This is a genomic window from Mycobacterium stomatepiae, assembly GCF_010731715.1.
Taxonomy (GTDB): Bacteria; Actinomycetota; Actinomycetes; order Mycobacteriales; family Mycobacteriaceae; genus Mycobacterium; species Mycobacterium stomatepiae.
Genome location: NZ_AP022587.1, coordinates 1,133,337 through 1,154,005, shown reverse-complemented (window position 1 = coordinate 1,154,005; position 20,669 = coordinate 1,133,337). Strand labels below are relative to the sequence as shown.

Annotated in this window: 15 protein-coding genes and 2 pseudogenes; 11 read left to right on the top strand and 6 right to left on the bottom strand. The window is 67.2% G+C overall.

The annotated features are described in order from the left end of the window. Positions 1–40: 40 nt before the first annotated feature. From G6N54_RS05510 to G6N54_RS05485, 6 genes and pseudogenes are all read left to right on the top strand, one after another. Positions 41–1,057, top strand: coding sequence for an SDR family NAD(P)-dependent oxidoreductase (locus G6N54_RS05510; protein WP_163788903.1), 1,017 nt, complete (start codon positions 41–43; stop codon positions 1,055–1,057). 4 nt (positions 1,058–1,061) lie between these two features. Beyond that, the gene (locus G6N54_RS05505; protein ID WP_163788902.1) at positions 1,062–1,865 is read left to right on the top strand and encodes an SDR family NAD(P)-dependent oxidoreductase; all 804 of its coding nucleotides are present in this window, start codon (positions 1,062–1,064) and stop codon (positions 1,863–1,865) included. Positions 1,866–1,915: 50 nt separating this feature from the next. After that, positions 1,916–2,347: a type II toxin-antitoxin system Rv0910 family toxin gene (locus G6N54_RS05500; protein WP_163788901.1), complete on the top strand. Its 432-nt coding sequence runs from the start codon at positions 1,916–1,918 to the stop codon at positions 2,345–2,347. A 143-nt stretch (positions 2,348–2,490) separates the two neighbouring features. Continuing rightward, positions 2,491–2,697: an SbtR family transcriptional regulator gene (locus tag G6N54_RS31495; protein ID WP_372513242.1), complete on the top strand. Its 207-nt coding sequence runs from the start codon at positions 2,491–2,493 to the stop codon at positions 2,695–2,697. Next, a complete protein-coding gene (gene dnaE / locus G6N54_RS05490) occupies positions 2,694–6,260 on the top strand; it encodes a DNA polymerase III subunit alpha (RefSeq protein ID WP_163788899.1) in 3,567 nt (1,188 codons plus the stop codon). Before G6N54_RS31495 ends, dnaE begins: the two co-directional genes overlap by 4 nt. 97 nt (positions 6,261–6,357) lie before the next feature. After that, positions 6,358–7,615: pseudogene (locus tag G6N54_RS05485) on the top strand (IS30 family transposase). Positions 7,616–7,684: 69 nt separating this feature from the next. Here G6N54_RS05485 and G6N54_RS05480 read toward each other — a convergent pair. Next, positions 7,685–8,119, bottom strand: a complete 435-nt coding sequence (locus tag G6N54_RS05480; RefSeq protein ID WP_163788898.1) for a PPOX class F420-dependent oxidoreductase — start codon at positions 8,117–8,119, stop codon at positions 7,685–7,687. A 60-nt stretch (positions 8,120–8,179) separates the two neighbouring features. Between G6N54_RS05480 and G6N54_RS05475 the strand changes: the two genes are divergently transcribed. Beyond that, positions 8,180–8,584 carry a MerR family transcriptional regulator gene (locus G6N54_RS05475; RefSeq protein ID WP_163788897.1) on the top strand — a complete coding sequence of 135 codons (405 nt, stop codon included), beginning with the start codon at positions 8,180–8,182 and terminating at the stop codon, positions 8,582–8,584. Here G6N54_RS05475 and G6N54_RS05470 read toward each other — a convergent pair. Next, entirely contained in the window at positions 8,581–9,426 is an 846-nt protein-coding gene (locus tag G6N54_RS05470; protein WP_163788896.1) for a class I SAM-dependent methyltransferase, read from the bottom strand. The genes G6N54_RS05475 and G6N54_RS05470 overlap by 4 nt on opposite strands. Before the next feature lie 187 nt (positions 9,427–9,613). Between G6N54_RS05470 and G6N54_RS05465 the strand changes: the two are divergent. The 3 genes and pseudogenes from G6N54_RS05465 to ilvA all read left to right on the top strand — a co-directional run bounded on the left by G6N54_RS05465 (position 9,614) and on the right by ilvA (position 13,354). Beyond that, positions 9,614–11,506, top strand: a pseudogene (locus G6N54_RS05465) (lysophospholipid acyltransferase). Between the two features lie 71 nt (positions 11,507–11,577). After that, complete coding sequence (locus tag G6N54_RS05460; protein WP_163788895.1) at positions 11,578–12,015, top strand: nitroreductase family deazaflavin-dependent oxidoreductase; 438 nt, start codon at positions 11,578–11,580, stop codon at positions 12,013–12,015. Between the two features lie 43 nt (positions 12,016–12,058). After that, positions 12,059–13,354: a threonine ammonia-lyase gene (ilvA, locus tag G6N54_RS05455; RefSeq protein WP_163788894.1), complete on the top strand. Its 1,296-nt coding sequence runs from the start codon at positions 12,059–12,061 to the stop codon at positions 13,352–13,354. Here the strand turns inward: ilvA and G6N54_RS05450 are convergent, their stop codons facing one another. Then, complete coding sequence (locus G6N54_RS05450; protein ID WP_163788893.1) at positions 13,355–13,993, bottom strand: pyridoxamine 5'-phosphate oxidase family protein; 639 nt, start codon at positions 13,991–13,993, stop codon at positions 13,355–13,357. Positions 13,994–14,033: 40 nt separating this feature from the next. Between G6N54_RS05450 and G6N54_RS05445 the strand changes: the two genes are divergently transcribed. Beyond that, positions 14,034–15,356, top strand: coding sequence for an aminotransferase class I/II-fold pyridoxal phosphate-dependent enzyme (locus tag G6N54_RS05445; protein WP_163788892.1), 1,323 nt, complete (start codon positions 14,034–14,036; stop codon positions 15,354–15,356). 1 nt (position 15,357) lies between these two features. On the opposite strand, the gene G6N54_RS05440 is transcribed toward G6N54_RS05445, so the two are convergent. From G6N54_RS05440 to treY, 3 genes are all read right to left on the bottom strand, one after another. After that, the gene (locus G6N54_RS05440; RefSeq protein ID WP_163788891.1) at positions 15,358–16,587 is read right to left on the bottom strand and encodes a serine hydrolase domain-containing protein; all 1,230 of its coding nucleotides are present in this window, start codon (positions 16,585–16,587) and stop codon (positions 15,358–15,360) included. Positions 16,588–16,654: 67 nt separating this feature from the next. Beyond that, a complete protein-coding gene (gene treZ, locus G6N54_RS05435; RefSeq protein ID WP_163788890.1) occupies positions 16,655–18,376 on the bottom strand; it encodes a malto-oligosyltrehalose trehalohydrolase in 1,722 nt (573 codons plus the stop codon). Then, positions 18,369–20,669 carry a malto-oligosyltrehalose synthase gene (gene treY, locus G6N54_RS05430; RefSeq protein ID WP_163788889.1) on the bottom strand — a complete coding sequence of 767 codons (2,301 nt, stop codon included), beginning with the start codon at positions 20,667–20,669 and terminating at the stop codon, positions 18,369–18,371. The genes treZ and treY overlap by 8 nt, the downstream gene beginning before the upstream one ends.

Genomic DNA, 20,669 nt, shown 5'->3' with positions numbered 1-20,669 from the left:
TGACCCACGTCACACCATCCGCCGTAAGGAGCGACAACCGATGAACCTTGGTGACTTGACGAACTTGGTGGAAAAGCCATTCGCGGTGGTCTCCAACATCATCAATACCCCCAACTCGGCCGGGCGATATCGCCCCTTCTATCTGAGGAATCTGCTTGACGCCGTCCAGGGCCACAGCCTCAACGAGGCCGTCGACGGCAAGACCGTCCTGATCACCGGCGGATCGTCGGGCATCGGGGAGGCCGCGGCGAAGAAGATCGCCGAAGCCGGCGGCCAGGTGGTGCTGGTCGCCCGCACACCGGAGAACCTCGAGAGGGTCGCAGACGAGATCCGCCGCGACGGCGGCGTCGCCCACGTCTACCCGTGCGACCTCTCGGACATGGACGCCATCGCGGCGATGGCCGACAAGGTGCTCAGCGAGCTTGGGGGAGTAGACATCCTGATCAACAACGCGGGCCGGTCCATCCGGCGCTCGTTGGCACTGTCCTACGACCGGATTCACGACTACCAGCGCACGATGCAGCTGAACTATCTGGGCGCGGTCCAGCTCATCCTCAAGTTCATCCCAGGCATGCGCGAGCGTGGTTTCGGGCACATCGTCAATGTCTCGTCCGTCGGCGTGCAGACCCGCGCACCGCGTTTCGGCGCCTACATTGCCAGCAAGTCCGCGCTGGACAGTCTCTGTGACGCGCTGCAAGCCGAAGTGGTGAACGACGACGTCAAGTTCACCACGGTGCACATGGCGCTGGTGCGTACGCCGATGATCAGCCCGACCAAGATGTACGACAAATTCCCGGCGCTGACGCCGGATCAGGCGGCCGGGGTGATCACCGACGCGATCGTGCACCGGCCGCGGCGGGCCAGTTCGCCGTTCGGGCAGTTCGCCGCCGTCGCCGACGCCGTCAACCCGGCGGTGATGGATCGGGTGCGCAACCGGGCGTTCGCCATGTTCGACGACTCTCACGCCGCCAAGGGTGACGAATCCGCTTCCGGTACATCGGCATTCGATAGACGAAGCGAGACGTTCGTGCAGGCGACTCGCGGAATTCACTGGTGACGCGATGAGCCTTCCGAAATCCGGCAGTCAGTCGACCGTCGTCATCACCGGTGCCTCCTCCGGGATCGGCGCCGAACTGGCTCGCGGTCTGGCCCGTCGCGGCTTCCCGCTGGTGCTCGTCGCGCGGCGGCGCGAGCGTCTCGACGAGATCGCCGACGAACTGGGGACCGAATACTCGGTCGCGGTCGAGGTCATGCCGTTGGACCTCAGCGACGTCAAGGGGCGGGCGAAATTGGCCGACCGGCTGCGCGCCGAACCGATCGCGGGCCTGTGCAACAGCGCCGGCTTCGGCACCAGCGGGGTCTTTCACGAGTTGCCGGTCGAACGCGAGAGTGAAGAGGTCACGCTCAACGCGCTGGTGTTGATGGAACTCACGCATGCGGCGCTGCCCGGCATGGTCGAGCGCGGCGCCGGAGCGGTGATGAACATCGCGTCGATCGCCGCGTTTCAGCCGCTTCCCTACATGGCGGTGTACTCCGCGACCAAGGCCTTTGTGCAGACCTTCTCCGAAGCCGTGCACGAGGAGCTGCATGGGACGGGGGTGTCGGTGACGGCGCTGTGCCCGGGCCCGGTGCCCACCGAGTGGGCCGAGATCGCCAACGCCACGCGCTTCAGCGTGCCCCTGGCGCAGGTTTCGCCGGCCGACGTCGCCGAAGCCGCGATCGAGGGGATGCTGTCCGGCAAGCGCACCGTCGTCCCCGGCGTCGTCCCCAAGGTCGTCAGCAACGGCGGCAGGTACACGCCGCGCAGCCTGCTGCTGCCGGCGATCCGCATCGGGAACAGGTTTCGTGGCGGCCCCAGCCGCTGACGCTCGGCAAAACCCGGGGCGCACACCCGCCGCGGGGCTAGGTTGGCGAGATGGCCGCTGTGGAGCTGACCGCCGACGTACCGATGAGCCCGCAGGACATGTGGGATCACGTCTCGGATCTGTCGGACCTGGGCGACTGGCTGACGCTGCACGAGGGGTGGCGCAGCGAGCTGCCCGACGAGATCGCCGAAGGCACCCAGGTCATTGGCGTGGCGCGGGCCAAGGGCATGCGCAACCGGGTGACCTGGACGGTGACCAAGTGGGACCCGCCGCATGAGGTCGCGATGTCCGGCGCGGGCAAGGGCGGAGCGAAGTACGGCGTCACCCTGACCGTGCGGCCCACCGGTGCAGGGGCGACCCTCGGTTTGCGGCTTGAGCTGGGGGGTCGGGCGTTGTTCGGCCCGGTCGGATCGGCGGCGGCCCGCGCGGTCAAGGGCGACGTCGAGAAGTCGCTGAAGAATTTCGTCGAGCTGTACGGCTAACCGCCCGACGCTGGCCCGTGGTGACGTAGTCCGACACCAGGCGGGTTCGCGTCCGGGACCGGTCCAGAAACCGGGCCTCGTCGGCCGCAAGGTGATCGCCATTGCCCCTGCGGTCACCGCACCGTGCCCAGGTCGACGGCGTCGTGCGGAGCGATGTCACCCTCGGCGACGTCATCACCCTCGTCAACGCCATAGCGATGGCCACCGAAACCGCCGGCGACGGCGAGGCGGACCGGATGTTGGCGATCGTCCTCACCGGCATCGCGAAGCCTCAAGAAAAGTCCCGAGACACACTTGCGCGACACGCCGAGAATGCGTCGGTAGTGGGTCATAGACTGGCGTCCCTATGACCGGTTCGTCTGCTCCGAGCGCGAGCGCACCTCGCGGGTCGTCCTTCGTGCACCTGCACAACCACACCGAGTACTCGATGCTCGACGGTGCCGCGAAGATCACGCCGATGCTGGCCGAGGTCCAGCGGCTCGAGATGCCCGCGGTGGGCATGACCGACCACGGAAACATGTTCGGCGCCAGCGAGTTCTACAACGCGGCGACCAAGGTCGGGATCAAGCCGATCATCGGCGTCGAGGCCTACATCGCGCCGGCCTCGCGCTTCGACACCAAGCGCATTCTGTGGGGCGACCCGGGCCAGAAGTCCGACGACGTCTCCGGCAGTGGCGCCTACACCCACATGACGATGGTGGCCGAAAACGCCAGCGGGTTGCGCAACCTGTTCAAGCTGTCGTCGTTGGCCTCCTTCGAGGGTCAGCTCGGCAAGTGGTCGCGGATGGACGCCGAGCTGATCGCCGAACACGCCGAGGGCATCATCGCCACCACCGGGTGCCCGTCGGGTGAGGTGCAGACCCGGCTTCGGCTGGGGCATGAGCGCGAGGCGCTGGAGGCGGCCGCCAAGTGGCGCGAGATCTTCGGTGCCGACAACTTCTTCCTGGAGCTGATGGACCACGGGCTGTCCATCGAGACGCGGGTCCGCGACGGCCTGCTCGAGATCGGCCGCAAGCTCGGCATCCCGCCACTGGCCACCAACGACTGCCACTACGTGACCCGCGACCACTCGCACAATCACGAGGCGTTGCTGTGCGTGCAGACCGGCAAGACGCTCTCGGACCCCAACCGGTTCAAGTTCGACGGGGACGGCTACTACCTCAAGTCGGCCGCCGAGATGCGCGAGCTCTGGGACGGTCAGGTGCCGGGCGCTTGCGATTCCACCCTGCTGATCGCCGAGCGGGTGCAGTCCTACGCAGACGTGTGGGCGCCACGCGACCGGATGCCGGTCTACCCGGTGCCCGAGGGGCACGACCAGGCGACCTGGCTGCACCACGAGGTGATGGCGGGACTGCAGCGGCGATTTCCGTCCGGGGTGGGTCAGGATTACATCGAGCGGGCCGAGTACGAGATCAAGGTCATCTGCGACAAGGGCTTTCCGGCCTACTTCCTGATCGTCGCCGACCTGATCAACCACGCCAAGTCCATCGACATCCGGGTCGGGCCGGGGCGTGGTTCGGCGGCGGGATCGCTGGTGGCCTGGGCGCTGGGCATCACCAACATCGACCCGATTCCGCACGGCCTGCTGTTCGAGCGGTTCCTCAACCCGGAACGGCCGTCGGCGCCCGATATCGATATCGACTTCGACGACCGCCGTCGCGGTGAGATGGTGCGCTACGCCGCCGACAAGTGGGGCTCCGACCGCGTAGCGCAGGTCATCACCTTCGGCACGATTAAAACCAAAGCGGCGCTGAAGGATTCGGCGCGCATCCACTATGGGCAGCCGGGGTTCGCGATCGCCGACCGGATCACCAAGGCGCTGCCGCCGCCAATCATGGCCAAGGACATCCCGCTGTCGGGCATCACCGACCCGTCCCACGAGCGGTTCAAGGAAGCGTCCGAGGTGCGCAGCCTGATCGAGACCGACCCGGACGTGCGCACCATCTACCAGACGGCGCGCGGCCTCGAGGGCCTGATCCGTAACGCCGGCGTGCACGCGTGCGCGGTGATCATGAGCAGTGAGCCGCTGACCGAGGCCATCCCGGTGTGGAAGCGGCCGCAGGACGGCGCCATCATCACCGGCTGGGACTACCCGTCGTGTGAGGCCATCGGCCTGCTGAAGATGGACTTCCTCGGCCTGCGCAACCTGACGATCATCGGCGACGCGCTGGACAACATCAAGGCCAACCGGGGAATTGACCTCGACCTGGAATCGGTGCCGCTCGACGACAAGCCGACCTATGAGCTGCTCGGCCGCGGTGACACCCTGGGTGTGTTCCAGCTCGACGGCGGGCCGATGCGCGACCTGCTGCGCCGGATGCAACCGACCGAATTCAACGACATCGTCGCCGTGCTGGCGCTGTATCGGCCGGGCCCGATGGGCATGAACGCCCACAACGACTACGCCGACCGCAAGAACGCCCGCCAGGCGATCAAGCCGATTCACCCGGAGCTCGAGGAACCGCTGCGCGAGATCCTTTCCGAAACATACGGTTTGATCGTCTACCAAGAGCAGATCATGTTCATCGCCCAGAAGGTCGCCTCCTACTCGATGGGTAAGGCCGATGCGCTGCGCAAGGCGATGGGCAAGAAGAAGCTCGAGGTGCTCGAAGCCGAGTATCAGGGTTTCAAAGAGGGGATGACCGCCAACGGTTTCTCCGAAAAGGCGGTGAAGGCGTTGTGGGACACCATTCTTCCGTTCGCCGGATACGCCTTCAACAAGTCGCACGCGGCGGGCTACGGCCTGGTCTCCTACTGGACCGCCTATCTGAAGGCCAACTACCCGGCCGAGTACATGGCCGGGCTGTTGACATCGGTGGGCGACGACAAGGACAAGGCCGCCGTCTACCTGGCCGACTGCCGCAAGCTGGGCATCACGGTGCTGCCACCGGACGTCAACGAGTCCCTGGTCAACTTCGCGTCGGTCGGCAAGGACATCCGCTTCGGCCTCGGCGCGGTGCGCAACGTCGGTGCCAACGTGGTGGGCTCGCTGATCAAAACCCGAAGCGAGAAAAGCAAATTCACGGATTTCTCGGACTACCTGAACAAGATCGACATCTCCGCGTGCAACAAAAAGGTCACTGAATCGCTGATCAAGGCCGGCGCCTTCGATTCGCTGGGGCACCCCCGCAAGGGGCTGTTCCTGGTGCATACCGACGCCGTCGACTCGGTGCTGGGCACCAAGAAGGCCGAGGCGATGGGCCAGTACGACCTGTTCGGCGGCGGCGACGCGGGCGGGGACGCGGTGTTCACCATCCGGGTGCCCGAGGACGAGTGGGAAGACAAGCACAAGCTCGCCCTGGAGCGGGAAATGCTGGGGCTCTACGTCTCCGGGCATCCGCTCAACGGGGTGGCGCACCTGCTGGCCACCCAGGTCGACACCCAGATCCCGGCGATCCTCGACGGCGACGTCAACAACGAGACCCAGGTGCGGGTGGGTGGCATCCTGGCCTCGGTGAACCGTCGAGTCAACAAGAACGGAATGCCTTGGGCATCAGCCCAATTGGAAGACCTCACCGGTGGCATCGAGGTGATGTTCTTCCCGCACGCATACTCCGCCTACGGCGCCGACATCGTCGACGACGCGGTGGTGCTGGTCAACGCCAAGGTCGCGATCCGCGACGACCGGATCTCGCTGATCGCCAATGAGCTTGTGGTGCCGGACTTTTCCAATGCCCAGCCGAACCGGCCGATCGCGGTCAGCCTGCCCACCCGGCAGTGCACCATCGACAAGGTGAGCGCGCTCAAGCAGGTGCTGGCGCGGCATCCGGGCACCTCGCAGGTGCATCTGCGGCTGATCAGCGGCGACCGGATCACCAGGCTGGAGCTCGATCAGTCGCTGCGGGTGACGCCGTCACCGGCGCTGATGGGCGACCTGAAGGAACTCCTCGGCCCGGGCTGCCTGGGCAGTTAGGCAGCGAAGCGCTCGCCGCCGCGAGTGCGCGGCCAGGGCGGGATTTCGGCCCTTGAGTTCAAGGGGTGGTTGCAACACTTCGTAGTTAGGGGTGTTGATGACGGGTCAGCCTCAGTTGTTGGTGGTGCAGCGGCGGTATTGGGATTTGATCGCTGCGGGATGGTCCTCGGAGGATGCCGGGGTGGCGGTCGGCGTGTCGGCGACGTGCGGTAGCAAGTGGTTTCGCAGGTTTGGTGGTGTGAATCCACGATGGTCAAAGCCTCAAGGACAGCGACGGCCGCGGCTGTCGGCGGATGAGCGTGAACAGATCATGATCGGCACCGCGCACGGTGAGTCGATCCGTTCGATGGCGCGCCGGTTGGGCCGGGCGCCGTCGACGATCATGCGCGAGATTGCCCACAACGGTGTCATGCGAGGGCATGTGGGCCGTTATCGCGCCCGGTATCGGTTCGGGCCCGCCGGGCCGGTTGGGACGCGAAGTCGGGCTACTCGGCGCGCATCGCTCAGCGGCGCAGCGAGCAACGGGCGCGTCGACCCAAGACCGGCAAGTTGGGCCGCTGTGAGCAATTGCGGGCCGAGGTGCAAGCGTTGTTGGTCAACAAGTACAGCCCCGAACAGATCGCCGGGGTATTGACCGCGACCTATCCTGACCGCCCGGAGATGCAGGTGTCCCACGAAACCATCTACCAGGCGCTTTACGTGCAAGGGCGCGGAGAACTGCGCCGGGAACTGAGGACATGCCTGCGCACCGGGCGCGCGTTGCGTAAACCGCGCCGACGGGCCGCGCCGGTGACGGCCGCGGCCGTATCCAAGGCATGGTCAACATCAGTGAGCGGCCCGCCGAAGCTAACGACCGCGCCGTGCCAGGCCATTGGGAAGGAGACCTGATCATCGGCAAGGACCAGGCCTCTCAAATCGGCACGCTGGTTGAACGTTCCACCGGATATGTCCGACTGCTGCACCTACCCCATACCCGTAGCGCCGAGGCCGTCGCCGAGGCCATGATCGCCGCGGTCAAAGACCTGCCCGCCACCTTGCGCCGCACCGTGACCTGGGACCAAGGCCACGAAATGGCCCACCACGCCCGCATCAGCATCGACACCGGCATCGAGGTTTACTTCTGCGATCCCCACTCACCCTGGCAGCGCGGTAGCAATGAGAACACCAACGGCCTACTACGGCAATACTTTCCAAAGGGCACCGACCTTTCGGTGCACGACGCCGAACACCTCGCCTACGTCGCCGACGAACTCAACGGACGACCCCGAAAACGCTTCAACTGGGACAACCCCACCAACCGCCTCAACAAGCTACTGTCCACCCCGACAGACACAACTGTTGCAACCAAACCTTGAATCCACCGCAGATTTTGCGCCGCCAGCGCACACGCAAAGCCGTAGGCACACACTCAATGCGCCGCATCCCTACAGCTGCACCCGGACGATGACGCTGTCGGGCCAGACCCCGCGGGCGCGGGCCCGGCGCAGCTTCTCGCGGATCCCCAGATTCCGGTGCACGTTGGTCACGCCGGGCACCTTGATCAGCGGGACGATATTCCACTGCCAGCCGTAGCGCCGGTGCAGGATCCGATTGGCGCGTTCGGCCTCGGCGCCCGACAACAGCGCGGCGCGCCCGGCCAGCGTCGCCGCCCCGTCGCGAACCCGGCCGCGGTGGTCGCACGCGCGCAGCTCGATGTCGGGATGGGCGGTCAGGCGTTTGGTCTTCGGGCCGACCTTGGTCCGGAACACCAATGCGTCGCCATCCATCGCGAACCAGATCGGGGTGTCGCGGGGTGTGCCGTCGGGCCTAAACGATCGGAGCAGGGCGTAGCGGGCATCGCCGAGTGCGCTGTTGTGCATGGTCTTAGTCAACGACTTAGAGTTGGCTCGAAGTCAAGTACGACGCTGCAGGGAGGTTCGATGGCTGCCGCGGCAACCACCCGGGAGCGGGCGACACTCACGATCGGTGACGTCGCGCGCGAATCCGGGGTGGCCGCGACCACGCTGCGCTATTACGAGCAGATCGGGCTGCTGCCGGCGCCGCCGCGGCTGGGCGGACGGCGCCGCTACGACGACTCGATCCTGGCCCGCCTCGAGGTCATCGGGCTGTGCAAATCCGCCGGCTTCGCGCTGGACGAAATCCAGCTGCTATTCGCCGACGATGCGTCCGGGCGTCCGGCCAGTCGCGCGCTGGCCGAGGCCAAACTCGCCGAGATCGACGACCAGATGGCGTCGTTGGCGCGGGCGGGCGCCGTCATCGAGTGGGGGATGAGCTGCACCTGTCCGTCGATCGATGCCTGCACTTGCGGCGTCCATCCGGCCTAGAACTGGTAGCGCAGGATTCTGGCCTTGCGGGCCGACACCTCGAACATCCCGGAAAGCTTGGTAGCGAATCGAATCCAACCCGGAAACAGCTCGACCTCGGGCGCGTGCGCCAGGCTTGCCTCTTCGACGAGCTTGAGCGACGGGTTCCATTGTTCGGGCACCAGCGGGTCTTCGAACCCCGGATAACCCCACTGCGCGCCGACGCTGCTGAACATCCGCTGCGGGGCCAGCTTCACCGCGAGCCGGCTAAACCAGCCGATGCGGCCGTAGTCGTTGAACGCCAATTCTCCGGAGCTGAAATAGGTGGTGATGCGCCGGAAGAGGGCGATCAGCACCGGCTCGGACAGGAACGCGAACAGGCCGTCGGCCATCACGATGACGGGCCGATCGGACGGGATGGAGTTGGGCCAGCTCTGATCGGCCACCGAGGCGGTCAGCACGTGGGCTCGCCTGCTGGTCGGCAGCAGCTGGCGGCGCAGCGCGCTGACCCCGGGCAGGTCGACGCGGTACCAGTCGACGCCTGCCGGCGGGCGCACCCGAAACGGGCCCGAGTCCAGCCCGGCGCCCAGATCGATCACGATGGCATGCGGATACTCGGCGGTGAAGGCCCGTACCCGTTCGTCGAGCATCTTGGCGCGCAGCGCCGTCTGGCAGACCACGCTCGCCGGGATGCCGAGCCCCGCGAAGTCGTAGTCGATCTGGTCGACGATCTCGGCGGCGAGCGAATCTCCGAGAATGGGCCGCGGCCACTGGCCGTCCAGCGCTCGCGCGTACTGGGTCAGCAACGCGGTCTCCTCGAGTGGCGTGAGGTCGCTCGCGCCAGTATCGGGTTGGGGCCGCATGATCCGAACGTACTCGGCTCCCGTCGACGGGCACGCCGGATCGAGGCGCCAAATCGCGAATTGTGTTCCATGCCACCCGAGGGCGGACGTACGCTCACCGAGGGGATGTGGACAACGCGCAGCTGGCCGGTCCCGCACCCGGCGACACCTGAAGGAGAACGGGAATGACGAGAACGGTGCGAGCGGCATGACCGGCGGGCGGCTCGCGACAGCGCGTGAAATCGGGCGCGTTAGAGCGCGAAAGGTGTTGCAGCGCACTGGATGTTATCGATGAACCGGTGATCCCCGTATCGACCGACCCGCCCGCGGTGGCCCAATTGCTCGGCGCGCCGTGGTACGACGAGAAACTGGCCACGCTGGCCGACGAACTCGGCCGCAATCCCGGCGACGTCCGCGCCGAGGCGGCTGGCTACCTGCGCGAGATGGCGGCCTCGCTCGACGAGCGGGCGGTGCAGGGCTGGCGCGGATTCAGCCGCTGGCTGATGCGGGCCTACGACGTGCTGGTCGACGAGGACCAGATCGCGCAGCTGCGCAAACTGGATCGCAAAGGGACGCTGGCGTTTGCCTTTTCGCACCGGTCGTACCTGGACGGCATGCTGCTGCCGGAAATGATCGTGGCCAATCGGCTCTCGGCGACCTTCACGTTCGGCGGGGCCAACCTGAACTTCTTCCCGATGGGCGGCTTCGCCAAGCGCACCGGAACGATCTTCATCCGGCGCCAGACCAAGGACATTCCCGTCTACCGATTCGTGCTGCGCGCCTACACCGCGCAGCTGGTGCAAGACCACACCAATCTCACCTGGTCGATCGAGGGCGGGCGCACCCGCACCGGCAAGTTGCGGCCCCCGGTCTTCGGCATCCTGCGCTACCTCACCGACGCCGTCGACGAAATCGACGGTCCCGAAGTGTATTTGGTGCCGACATCGATCGTGTACGACCAGCTGCACGAAGTTGAGGCGATGACCACCAAGGCCTATGGGGCGGCGAAACGTCCCGAGGATCTTCGCTTCCTGGTCGGCCTGGCCCGCCAGCAGGGCAAGCGGCTCGGTCGCGCGTACCTGGACTTCGGCGAACCGCTGCCGTTGCGCAAACGCCTCGAGGAGATGCGCGGCGAAGAGGCGGGAACCGGGACCGAAATAGAGCGGATCGCGCTGGACGTCGAGCACCGGATCAACCGCGCGACACCGGTGACTCCCACCGCCGTGGTGAACCTGGCGTTGCTGGGCGCGGACCGGTCGTTGTCGATCAGCGAGGTGCTGGCCACGGTGCGCCCGCTGGCCAGCTACATCACGGCGCGCAACTGGGCCGTCGCCGGGGCCGCGGACCTGACGAATCGCTCCACGATCCGATGGACCCTGCACCAGCTCGTCGCGTCCGGGGTGGTCAGCGTGTACGAAGCCGGCACCGAAGCGGTGTGGGGGATCGGCGAGGACCAGCATCTGGTCGCCGCGTTCTACCGCAATCCGCGATCCACATCCTGGTCGATCGCGCGATCGCCGAAACCGCGCTGCTCGCCGCGGTGGAAAACGCTGAGAACTCCGCGGACGGCATGGTGTCACCGGTGACCGTGCGTGACGAGGCGTTGAGTTTGCGGGAGTTGCTGAAGTTCGAGTTCCTGTTCTCCGGCCGTACCCAGTTCGAAAAGGAGTTGGCCGACGAGGTGCGGTTGATCGGGCCGGTGGAGGACACCAGCAAGGCCGCTGCCGCCGTCGACGTGCGCGGGCTGCTCGAATCGGCAGACTTGTTGTTGGCGCACCTGGTGTTACGGCCGTTCCTGGACGCGTACCACATCGTCGCCGACCGGCTGGCCGCGCTCGGGGACGAGTCCCTCGACGAAAACGCGTTCCTCAACGAATGTCTCGAGCTGGGCAAGCAGTGGGAGCTACAGCGCCGGATCGCCAGCGCCGAGTCGAGGTCGATGGAGCTCTTCAAGACCGCACTGCGGCTGGCGCGGCACCGGGAGCTGGTCGACGGTTCGGATTCCGAGCAACTCGCCAAGCGTCGCCAGGAATTCGCGGACGAGATCGCGACGGCGACGCGACGCGTCAATGCGATCGCCGAACTCGCCCGGGCGCAATGATCCGCTTCTCGGCCTAGGCGGCTGAGTCTGCTCGGGGCGAAATCGCCGCGCGCGGGCCTAGAGTGGTGGACATGCCGCTTACCGGAGAGTACGAACCTTCGACGTCCGATTGGGCCCGTGAGCAAGCCGAGAAGTACATGGAGTCCGGCGGGACGGACGGGACGGACATGCAGGGGATGCCCGTGATCCTACTGACGACCGTCGGAGCCAAGTCCGGCAAGCTGCGCAAGACGCCGCTGATGCGGGTCGAGCACGACGGCGAGTACGCCGTCGTCGCCTCGCTCGGCGGCGCGCCGAAGCACCCGGTCTGGTACTACAACATCGTGAAGAATCCCCGCGTCGAGTTGCAGGACGGCACCGTCACCCGCGACTACGACGCCCGCGAGCTGACCGGCGACGAAAAGGCCGTCTGGTGGGAGCGCGCCGTCGCGGCCTACCCGCCCTACGCGGACTACCAGAAGAAGACCGAACGCCAGATTCCGGTGTTCGTGCTGACCCCGGTGAACTGAGCCGATTAGGCAGGTGGCCGGGGGTGCGTGGCACCATTATTCGGTGTCCGCTGAACCGAGCCGTCCCCCCAGCATGTCAACGACGCCGCATGTGCTTTCGGCTGCCGACATTGACAGCGCTGCGCAGCGGATTGCCGCGGTAGTCACACCCACCCCGCTGCAGTACAGCGATCGGCTGTCGGCGATCACCGGCGCGCAGGTCTACCTCAAGCGCGAGGACCTGCAGATCGTGCGGTCCTACAAGCTGCGCGGCGCCTACAACCTGCTGGTGCAGTTGTCCGACGCGGAGATCGGCGCCGGCGTGGTCTGCTCCTCGGCCGGCAACCACGCGCAGGGGTTCGCCTACGCCTGCCGGACCCTGGGCGTGCACGGCCGCGTCTACGTGCCGGCCAAGACGCCCAAACAGAAGCGCGACCGGATCCGCTACCACGGGGGCAACTTCATCGACCTGATCGTGGGCGGATCGACGTACGACCTTGCCGCCGAGGCGGCGCTCGACGACGTGAAGCGCACCGGCGCGACGCTGGTGCCGCCATACGATGACGTGCGCACCATGGCCGGCCAGGGCACCATCGCCGTCGAAATGCTCGAGCAGCTCGGCGGCGAACCCGACCTGGTGGTGGTTCCGGTCGGCGGCGGTGGCTGCATCGCGGGCATCACGTCCTATCTGTCCGAGCGGACGACCAACACATCGGTGCTGGGTGTCGAACCGGCCGGGGCCGCGGCCATGATGGCCGCGCTGGCCGCCGGGGAGCCGGTGACGCTGGATCACGTCGACCAGTTCGTCGACGGCGCCGCGGTAAAGCGGGCGGGGACGCTGACGCATGCCGCCCTGGCCGCCGCGGGCGACATGGTGTCGATCACGACCGTCGACGAGGGCGCGGTCTGCACCGCGATGCTCGACCTCTATCAGAACGAGGGCATCATCGCCGAGCCCGCGGGCGCGCTGTCCGTCACCGGCGTGCTGGAAGCCGACATCGAGCCCGGGTCCACCGTCGTCTGCCTGATCTCGGGCGGCAACAACGACGTGTCGCGCTACGGCGAGGTACTCGAGCGCTCACTGGTCCACCTCGGGCTCAAGCATTATTTTCTGGTGGACTTCCCGCAGGAGCCCGGTGCGTTGCGCCGATTCCTCGACGACGTGCTCGGACCCAACGACGACATCACCCTGTTCGAGTACGTCAAGCGCAACAACCGCGAGACCGGTGAGGCGCTGGTCGGTATTCAACTGGGTTCCTCGGCCGAGCTGGACGACCTGCTGGATCGGATGCGCGACACCGAGATTCACTTCGAGACGCTGCAGCCGGGCTCGCCGGCCTATCGCTACCTGCTGCTGTAATCAGGCCAGATAGTCCGGCAGCGGGGTAGCGGGGTCCAGGTCGGGCGCGCGTTGCGGTGGTTCGGCGACCAGTCGCAGTGGGACCACTCCGGCCCAGTGCGGTAGCGCGATGTCCTCCGGATCGTCGGCCACGCGGCCGTCGCGCACCTTCGCCGACACTTCGACGAGGTCGAGGGCCAGCACTGCCGTCGCGGCGAGTTCCCGCGCGTTCGGCGGCCGGCAGTCGGCGGCGCGCCCAGGGCGCACGTGGTCGAGCAGCGCGTCGAATGCCCGCCGCTTCTCGTCGGGGTCGTCGACCAGGCGTGCCGTGCCCATCACGACGACCGAGCGGTAGTTCAGTGAGTGGTGCATCGCCGAGCGGGCCAGCACCAGCCCGTCGACCAGGGTGGTGGTGACGCAGACGGGCAGGCCGGCCAGCTTCGCGGCGAGCATCGGACCGCTGCCGGTCGAGCCGTGGATGTACGGGGTCTCGCCGACGCGCGCGTGCGTGGTCGGCAAGACCACCGGCCGGCCGTCACCCAGATACCCCAGGTGACAGATCAGGGCCTCGTCCAGGATGCGATGGACGGTATCGCGGTCGTAGCGGGCGCGCTCCCGGTAGCGGGTGGGCGTGGTGTGCGACGTCGGTTCGTAGTCCATCGGATTGCCTTCATTATTGTAATAGTACATAATATTGAATGTGCCAGTGCAATACAGCATAGCGGGGACGGGCGCGGAGTCCATCGCCGCCAACATCGAAGAAGGAATCTCCAGCGGCGCCCTGACGCCCGGTGACGCGCTGCCCCCGGTGCGCGAACTGGCCGCACGACTCGGCGTGAACGCCAACACCGCCGCCGCGGCCTATCGCCTGCTGCGCGATCGCGGGACCGTCGAAACCTCGGGGCGCCGCGGTACCCGGGTGCGACACCGCCCGGCGACAACGCCGCGCTCGCTGCTCGGGCTGGACATCCCCGCGGGTGTTCGCGACCTGTCGACCGGAAACCCGAATCCGGCCCTGCTACCTATTGCTGCTGTACCGCAATGTGATTCGCATCCTCGACGCCCGGTGCTCTATGGGGAGCCGGCCATGTCGGCGGCACTGGTCGAGTGCGCCGGTGCGGCTTTGAGTGCCGACGGCGTTCCCGCCGAGCACCTCGCGGTGACTAGCGGGGCGCTCGACGGCATTGAACGGGCACTCACCGCGCACCTGCGCCCCGGCGACCGGGTTGCCGTCGAGGATCCGGGCTGGGCCAACCTACTGGATTTGCTTGCCGCGCTGGGCCTTTCGGTCGATACGGTGCGCGTGGACGACGACGGCCCGCTGGTCGCCGAGGTCGCACGGGCGCTGGGTGGCGGGGCGCGTGCGCTGGTCGTCACCACGCGCGCGCAGAACCCGTCCGGTGCGGCGCTATCCGCGGCGCGCGCCGGCGAACTACGCGCGGTGTTGGCGGACCGAGACGTTCTGGTCGTGGAGGACGATCACTGCGCCGGCATCTCCGGTGTTCCGTTGCACTCGCTGGCCGGATCGAGCGTTCATTGGGCATTCGTGCGGTCGGCGTCGAAGGCCTACGGTCCCGACCTGCGGCTGGCCGTCCTCGCCGGAGATCAGCGCACCGTCGAGCGGGTACACGGACGACTGCGGCTGGGACCCGGGTGGGTGAGCCATCTGCTGCAGGATCTTGCGGTGCGGTTGTGGTCCGACGAGGCGGCGTCGCGTCTCGTCGGACAAGCCGAGCGGCGCTACGCGGACAACAGAACCCGGCTACGCGCGGCGCTGGCCGACCGCGGGATCGCCGCGCACGGCCGTTCCGGGCTCAACGTCTGGATCCCGGTGCCCGACGAGACGGTGGCCATCACGCGGCTGATCAATTTGGGGTGGGCCGCCGCGCCCGGTTCACGATTCCGGATCGGCACGCCGGCCGGAATTCGGGTCACTATCGCCGATTTGGCCGACGCCGAGATCGATCCGCTCGCCGACGCGATCGCTGAGGCGATCCGCACCGCCGGCCGATCCAGCGTGTAGGTCAGGTTTGCGGCCTGGTTCCCAGTGCCTCGTGGAATAGCGCGTGCCGCAGCGCGAGTTCCCGCGGGTCACTGACCAGATGGAAACCCAGCTTGTTCATCACGTAGCCGTAGCCGATCCCGGTGTCCGGATCGGCGAATCCGAACGAACCACCCGCTCCCGGCGTTCCAAAGGCAGTCCCGGACGATCCGAAGATGGACAGGGGACTGGGCTTGTTGAAGCCCAGGGTGAAATTGGAATCGACGTGTAGCACCTTGTCGCGCAACCCCTTTGTCGGTGGTTGCGCGGGGCTTTTCAGGGCAGCCAGGGTGCCGGCGCTCAGGCCGAGCTCGGTACTGCCGGTGGCGGCGCTGCCGTACAGCTTTGCGATCGAGCGCGCGGTGCCGGTGCCGTTGACCGCGGGCATCTCGACCACGCGCAGCTCGTCGCGGTTGAAGTCGCCCAGGTCGTTGATGCCCTTGGCGACGCTGAGCGAGGGCGCCGCCAGGTCGAACGGATTGAACAATGCCAGCGCCAGGCCGCGCGGCATCGTGTTCAGATGAAAAAGCAGCTGGGGCAACGACCAGGCGTCCAAATACGCGACGCGATCGCGGTCCACCGAATCGGGCAGCCCGATGTAGAAGTCCAGTCCCAGCGGCCTGGCGATCTCCTCGGCAAAGAATCGGCCCAGGGTCCGCCCGGCGGGGTCGGTCCGGCGGATCAGTTCGCCTTCGTACCAGCCGAGCGTGATGCCGTGGTAGCCGTGCCGTGTGCCGGGCGTCCACGCCGGCGTCTGGGCGGCGAGCTTGGCCGACATCGTCGGCGGGTCGGACAGTTCCCGCAGTGTCAGCGGCGGCTTGATGACGGGCAGCCCGGCCTGGTGGGCCAGCAGCTGACGTACCGTCACCGCCTCCTTGCCGGCCTGTGCGAACTCGGGCCAGTAATCGGCGACTCTGGCGTCATACGACAGGTAGCCGCGAGAGACGGCCAGCGCAACGGCAACCGAAGCAATGCCTTTGGTAGTCGAGAAGACATTGACGACGGTGTCCTCTTGCCACGGCGCCCGGGTGGTCTCGTTGCGGTACCCGCCCCACAGGTCGACGACCTTACGCCCGTCGCGATACACCGCGATCGCCGCGCCGACCTCCCGGCCGCTGCTCAGGTTGCGACGAAAAGCGTCGGCGACCTTGCCGTATCCCTCGTCGACGTCGCCGCCGATCAGATCGGGTGGAATCCGCACCTTTTGGGCCATCTCTGCTCCATTGCAGTCGTCGGTGCGGTGATGGTAGCGCTAGCGGAGCGGGAGGCGGTAGCTCGAGTCACCGGTGGCGCAGGATCGCGACCGAATGCCCTTCCAGCACAGTGCCGTCGACGCTCCCGCTGGGCTCACCCCAGGCGAGCACGACATCGCCCGCGACCGGCACGGTCACCGGCTCGCCGCCGAGGTTGCACGCAATCCGTAATTGCCCGCGTGACAGCATGATCCAGCGCAGTTCCTCGTCGTAGTCGACAGTCAGGTGGTCGAGCCACGGGTCGGCCAGGTCGGGGTCTTTGCGCCGTAAGGCGATCAGGTCCCGATAAAAACCCAGCAGCAGCGCATGGTCCCCGGCGTCGACCTCATCCCAGTTCAGCTTGGATCGCTGGAACGTCTGCGGATCCTGCGGGTCGGGGATGTCGTGGGCGTCCCATCCGTGCCCGGCGAATTCGGCCTTACGCCCTTCGACGGTGGCCTTGGCGAGCTCCGGTTCGGGATGCGAGCTGAAGAACTGGAACGGCGTCGACGCCCCCCATTCCTCACCCATGAAAAGCATTGCCGTGTAGGGTGATCCGAGAGCCAGGGCCGCCTTGATCGCCAACTGGCCGCCGGTCAGGTGCTGGGACGGCCGGTCGCCGAGCGCGCGGTTGCCGACCTGGTCGTGCGTGCAGGTGTAGGCCAACAGCCGCCCGGCCGGGATGGCCTTGGTGTCCAGCGGTCGGCCGTGCCGGCGCCGGCGGAACGACGAATAGGTGCCGGCGTGAAAGAAGCCGCGGCGCAGCGTATCCGCCAGTGTAGCCAGCGAACCGAAGTCGGCGTAGTAGCCTTGGCGCTCGCCGGACACCGCCGTGTGGATGGCGTGGTGGATATCGTCGTCCCACTGCGCGGTGATCCCGTAGCCGTAGTGATCGCGCGGGGTGATCAGCCGCGGGTCGTTGAGGTCGCTCTCGGCGACCAGCGACAGCGGCCGACCCACTTCTTGTGACAGCCAATCGGTTTCGGTCGCCATCTCCTCGAGAATGTGAACCGCCGTGGTGTCCACCAGTGCATGGACGGCGTCCAGCCGCAGCCCGTCGGCATGAAAGTCGCGCATCCAGCGCAACGCGCAACCGATGATGTAGCGGCGGACCTCGTCGGAGTCGGCGTCGGCGATGTTGACGCCCTCGCCCCACGGGTTGCTGCCCGACGACAGGTACGGGCCAAACCGTGGCAGGTAATTCCCCGACGGGCCGAAGTGGTTGAACACCGCGTCGATCAGGACACCCAAACCCCGTACGTGGCAAGCGTCGACGAGCCGGACCAGGCCGTCGGGTCCGCCGTAGGGTTCGTGCACGCTGTACCACAGCACGCCGTCGTATCCCCAGCCATGGGTTCCGGCGAAGGAGTTGACCGGCATCAGCTCGACGAAGTCGACCCCGAGATCGACCAGGTAGTCCAGCTTTTCGATCGCAGCGTCGAAGGTTCCCGCGGCGGTGAAGGTGCCCACGTGCAGCTCGTAGATCACCGCACCCTCGACCGATCGGCCGGCCCACTCGCCGTCCGTCCAGGTGTCGCTGGGATTCCACAATTGGGAGCGGTCGTGCACCCCGTCGGGTTGGCGTGGCGACCGCGGGTCGGGCAGCACCTTGGGGTCGTCGTCGAGCAGGTAGCCGTAGCGGGCACCCGCCGGCGCGTCGACCACCGTGTGCCACCAGCCGTCATCCGAGCGTGTCATCGGGTGTACCACGCCGTCGACGTCGAGGCGGACCAGTGTGGGTTTGGGAGCCCACACCCGGAATTCAGCCATTGTTTCGCTCCAGTAGCACGACGGGGAGGTTGGCGAACAGTTCGGCGGTCGACGTCGGCCCGCTCGCCATCGCGCCGGTGAGTGTGTCGGTCCAGGAGCCGTCGGGCAACGGCAATACGGTGTTACCCCAACCTGTTTCGGCCAGCCGCACCGTCCAGCGGGTAACCGCGACCAGAATGTCGTCGCCACGCCGGAATGCCACGACGTGATCACCGGCCTCGCCGCTGGCCAGCACCGGCACGTAATCGCCGCGCCGGAAGCTGTCCGGGCGCGAGCGCCGCAGCCGCAGCGCCGTGGCGACGACGCGCAGCTTCGGGTGCTGCAATTCCGCGAGAGCGGTTCTGCGCGTGGCATAGTCGATCGCCCGGCGGTTGTCCGGATCGACCAGGCTGTCGTCCCAGAGCTCGGTGCCCTGATAGATGTCCGGAACGCCGGGCACGGTCAGCGCGAGTAGCTTCTGGCCCAGCGCATCGCTGGCAGCATGCGGATTGAGCTGGGCGACAAGCTCGGTCAGCTGTCCGGCCACCGGCCCGTCCAAGACGCTGTCCAACCACCCGTGTAAAGAGTCCTCGAACGCGGTATCCGGGTCGTTCCACGAGGTGTGCAGCGCCGCTTCTCGGATGGCTTTCTCGGCGTATCCGTGCAGCCGGACGCGCAGCTGGTCGGTGACCTTGCCGTCCAGCGGCCATGCCCCGAAGATGTTCTGCCACAAGAACTGTCCGGTCGCGGCGTCGGGGGAGGGTGTCTCAATCTCCCACCTGGTGACGAACTCCGTCCACAGCGAGGGCACCTGGGACAGCACCCCGATGCGGGCCCGCACATCCTCGCCGCGCTTGGTGTCGTGGGTGGTCAACGTGGTCATCGCCTGGGGCCACAGCCGGGCGCGGATGGCGGCGCTGTGCTGAAACTCCGCTGCGCCGACACCGAACCGGTGCGGTTCGCCGCCGACCTCGTTGAGCGAGATCAGCCGGGCGTCGCGGTAGAACAGGCAGTCCTCGACGGCCTTGGCGGTCACCGCGCCGCACAGTTGTTGCAGGCGCGCGGCGGGCTCGCCGCCGTGTGCCAGCGCCGCGGCGAGCACCTGCAAAGCCGGACCCAGTTCCGGTTGTGCAGCTTGGGTTTTGGCGAGCGCACTAGGCAGGACGGCCGCCAGCCCGAGGTAGTCGGTGCGGTAGACGTCGATGTGGCTGAGCAGTGCGGCCACCGCGTCCGGCAGCAGTGCGTGATCGCTTCCGGCGGCCGCCACGATCGCCCGCCGCAGCCGGGCCAGCTCGCTGGAGAGTGTCTCGGTGGCCACCTGAACCTTCAACCCAGCCAACACCCGCGGAGTGCTCTGATAGTCCACACCCGCGGATTCCACCAGCGCGGTCAGCGCCGGCGCTCCGGCCGGGTCGACGAAAACCCCACCCAGCTCCCGCAATGCGTCGTAGCCGGTGGTGCCCTGGATCGGCAGCGTCGGCTCCAGCGCCTCGTCGACGGCCAAGATCTTCTCGATGACAATCCAGGCGTCCGCGCCGAGCAGCTCGCGCAGCCACGCCAAATACCCACTGGGGTCGGCCAATCCGTCGGGGTGGTCGATGCGCACACCGTCGACCAATCCCTCGCGAAACCAGCGCGCGATCTCCGCGTGGCTGGCCTCGAACACCGTGCGATCCTCCTGGCGCAGGCCGGCCAGCGAGGTGATCGAGAAGAAACGCCGATAGCCGACGACGCCGCTGCGCCAGCCCACCAACCGGTAGTGCTGGCGCTCGTGCACCTCGGGGCCGGTGCCCTCGCCGGTGCCGGGCGCGATCGGCAGCGCCAGATCGCCCAACCGCAGCAGGTCGCCGTCGACCGTCAGATCGGCGACGTCGTCGTCGGAACCCAGCACCGGCAGCACGATGCGGCCCCGCTCGTCGAGGTCCCAGTCGATGTCGAAATATGTTGCGTAGTCCGATGATCGGCCGTGCCGCAGCACATCCCACCACCACGGGTTCTGCCGGGGCTGGTCGACTCCGACGTGGTTGGGCACGATGTCGACGATCAGCCCCATGCCGCGTGCCCGCGCCGCCGCCGACAGCCGCGCCAGCCCCTCGGCGCCACCGAGCTCCGGCGACACTGTGGTCGGGTCGGTGACGTCGTATCCGTGACTCGACCCGGTGACCGCGGTCAGGATCGGGGACAGGTAGAGGTGCGACACCCCGAGCTCGTCGAGATAGTCCAGCAGATTCTCCGCGTCGGCGAAGGTGAAGGCGCTGCCACTGGCGGATCCGCGCAACTGTAACCGATAGGTGGAGCGGATCGGAAAAGCCAT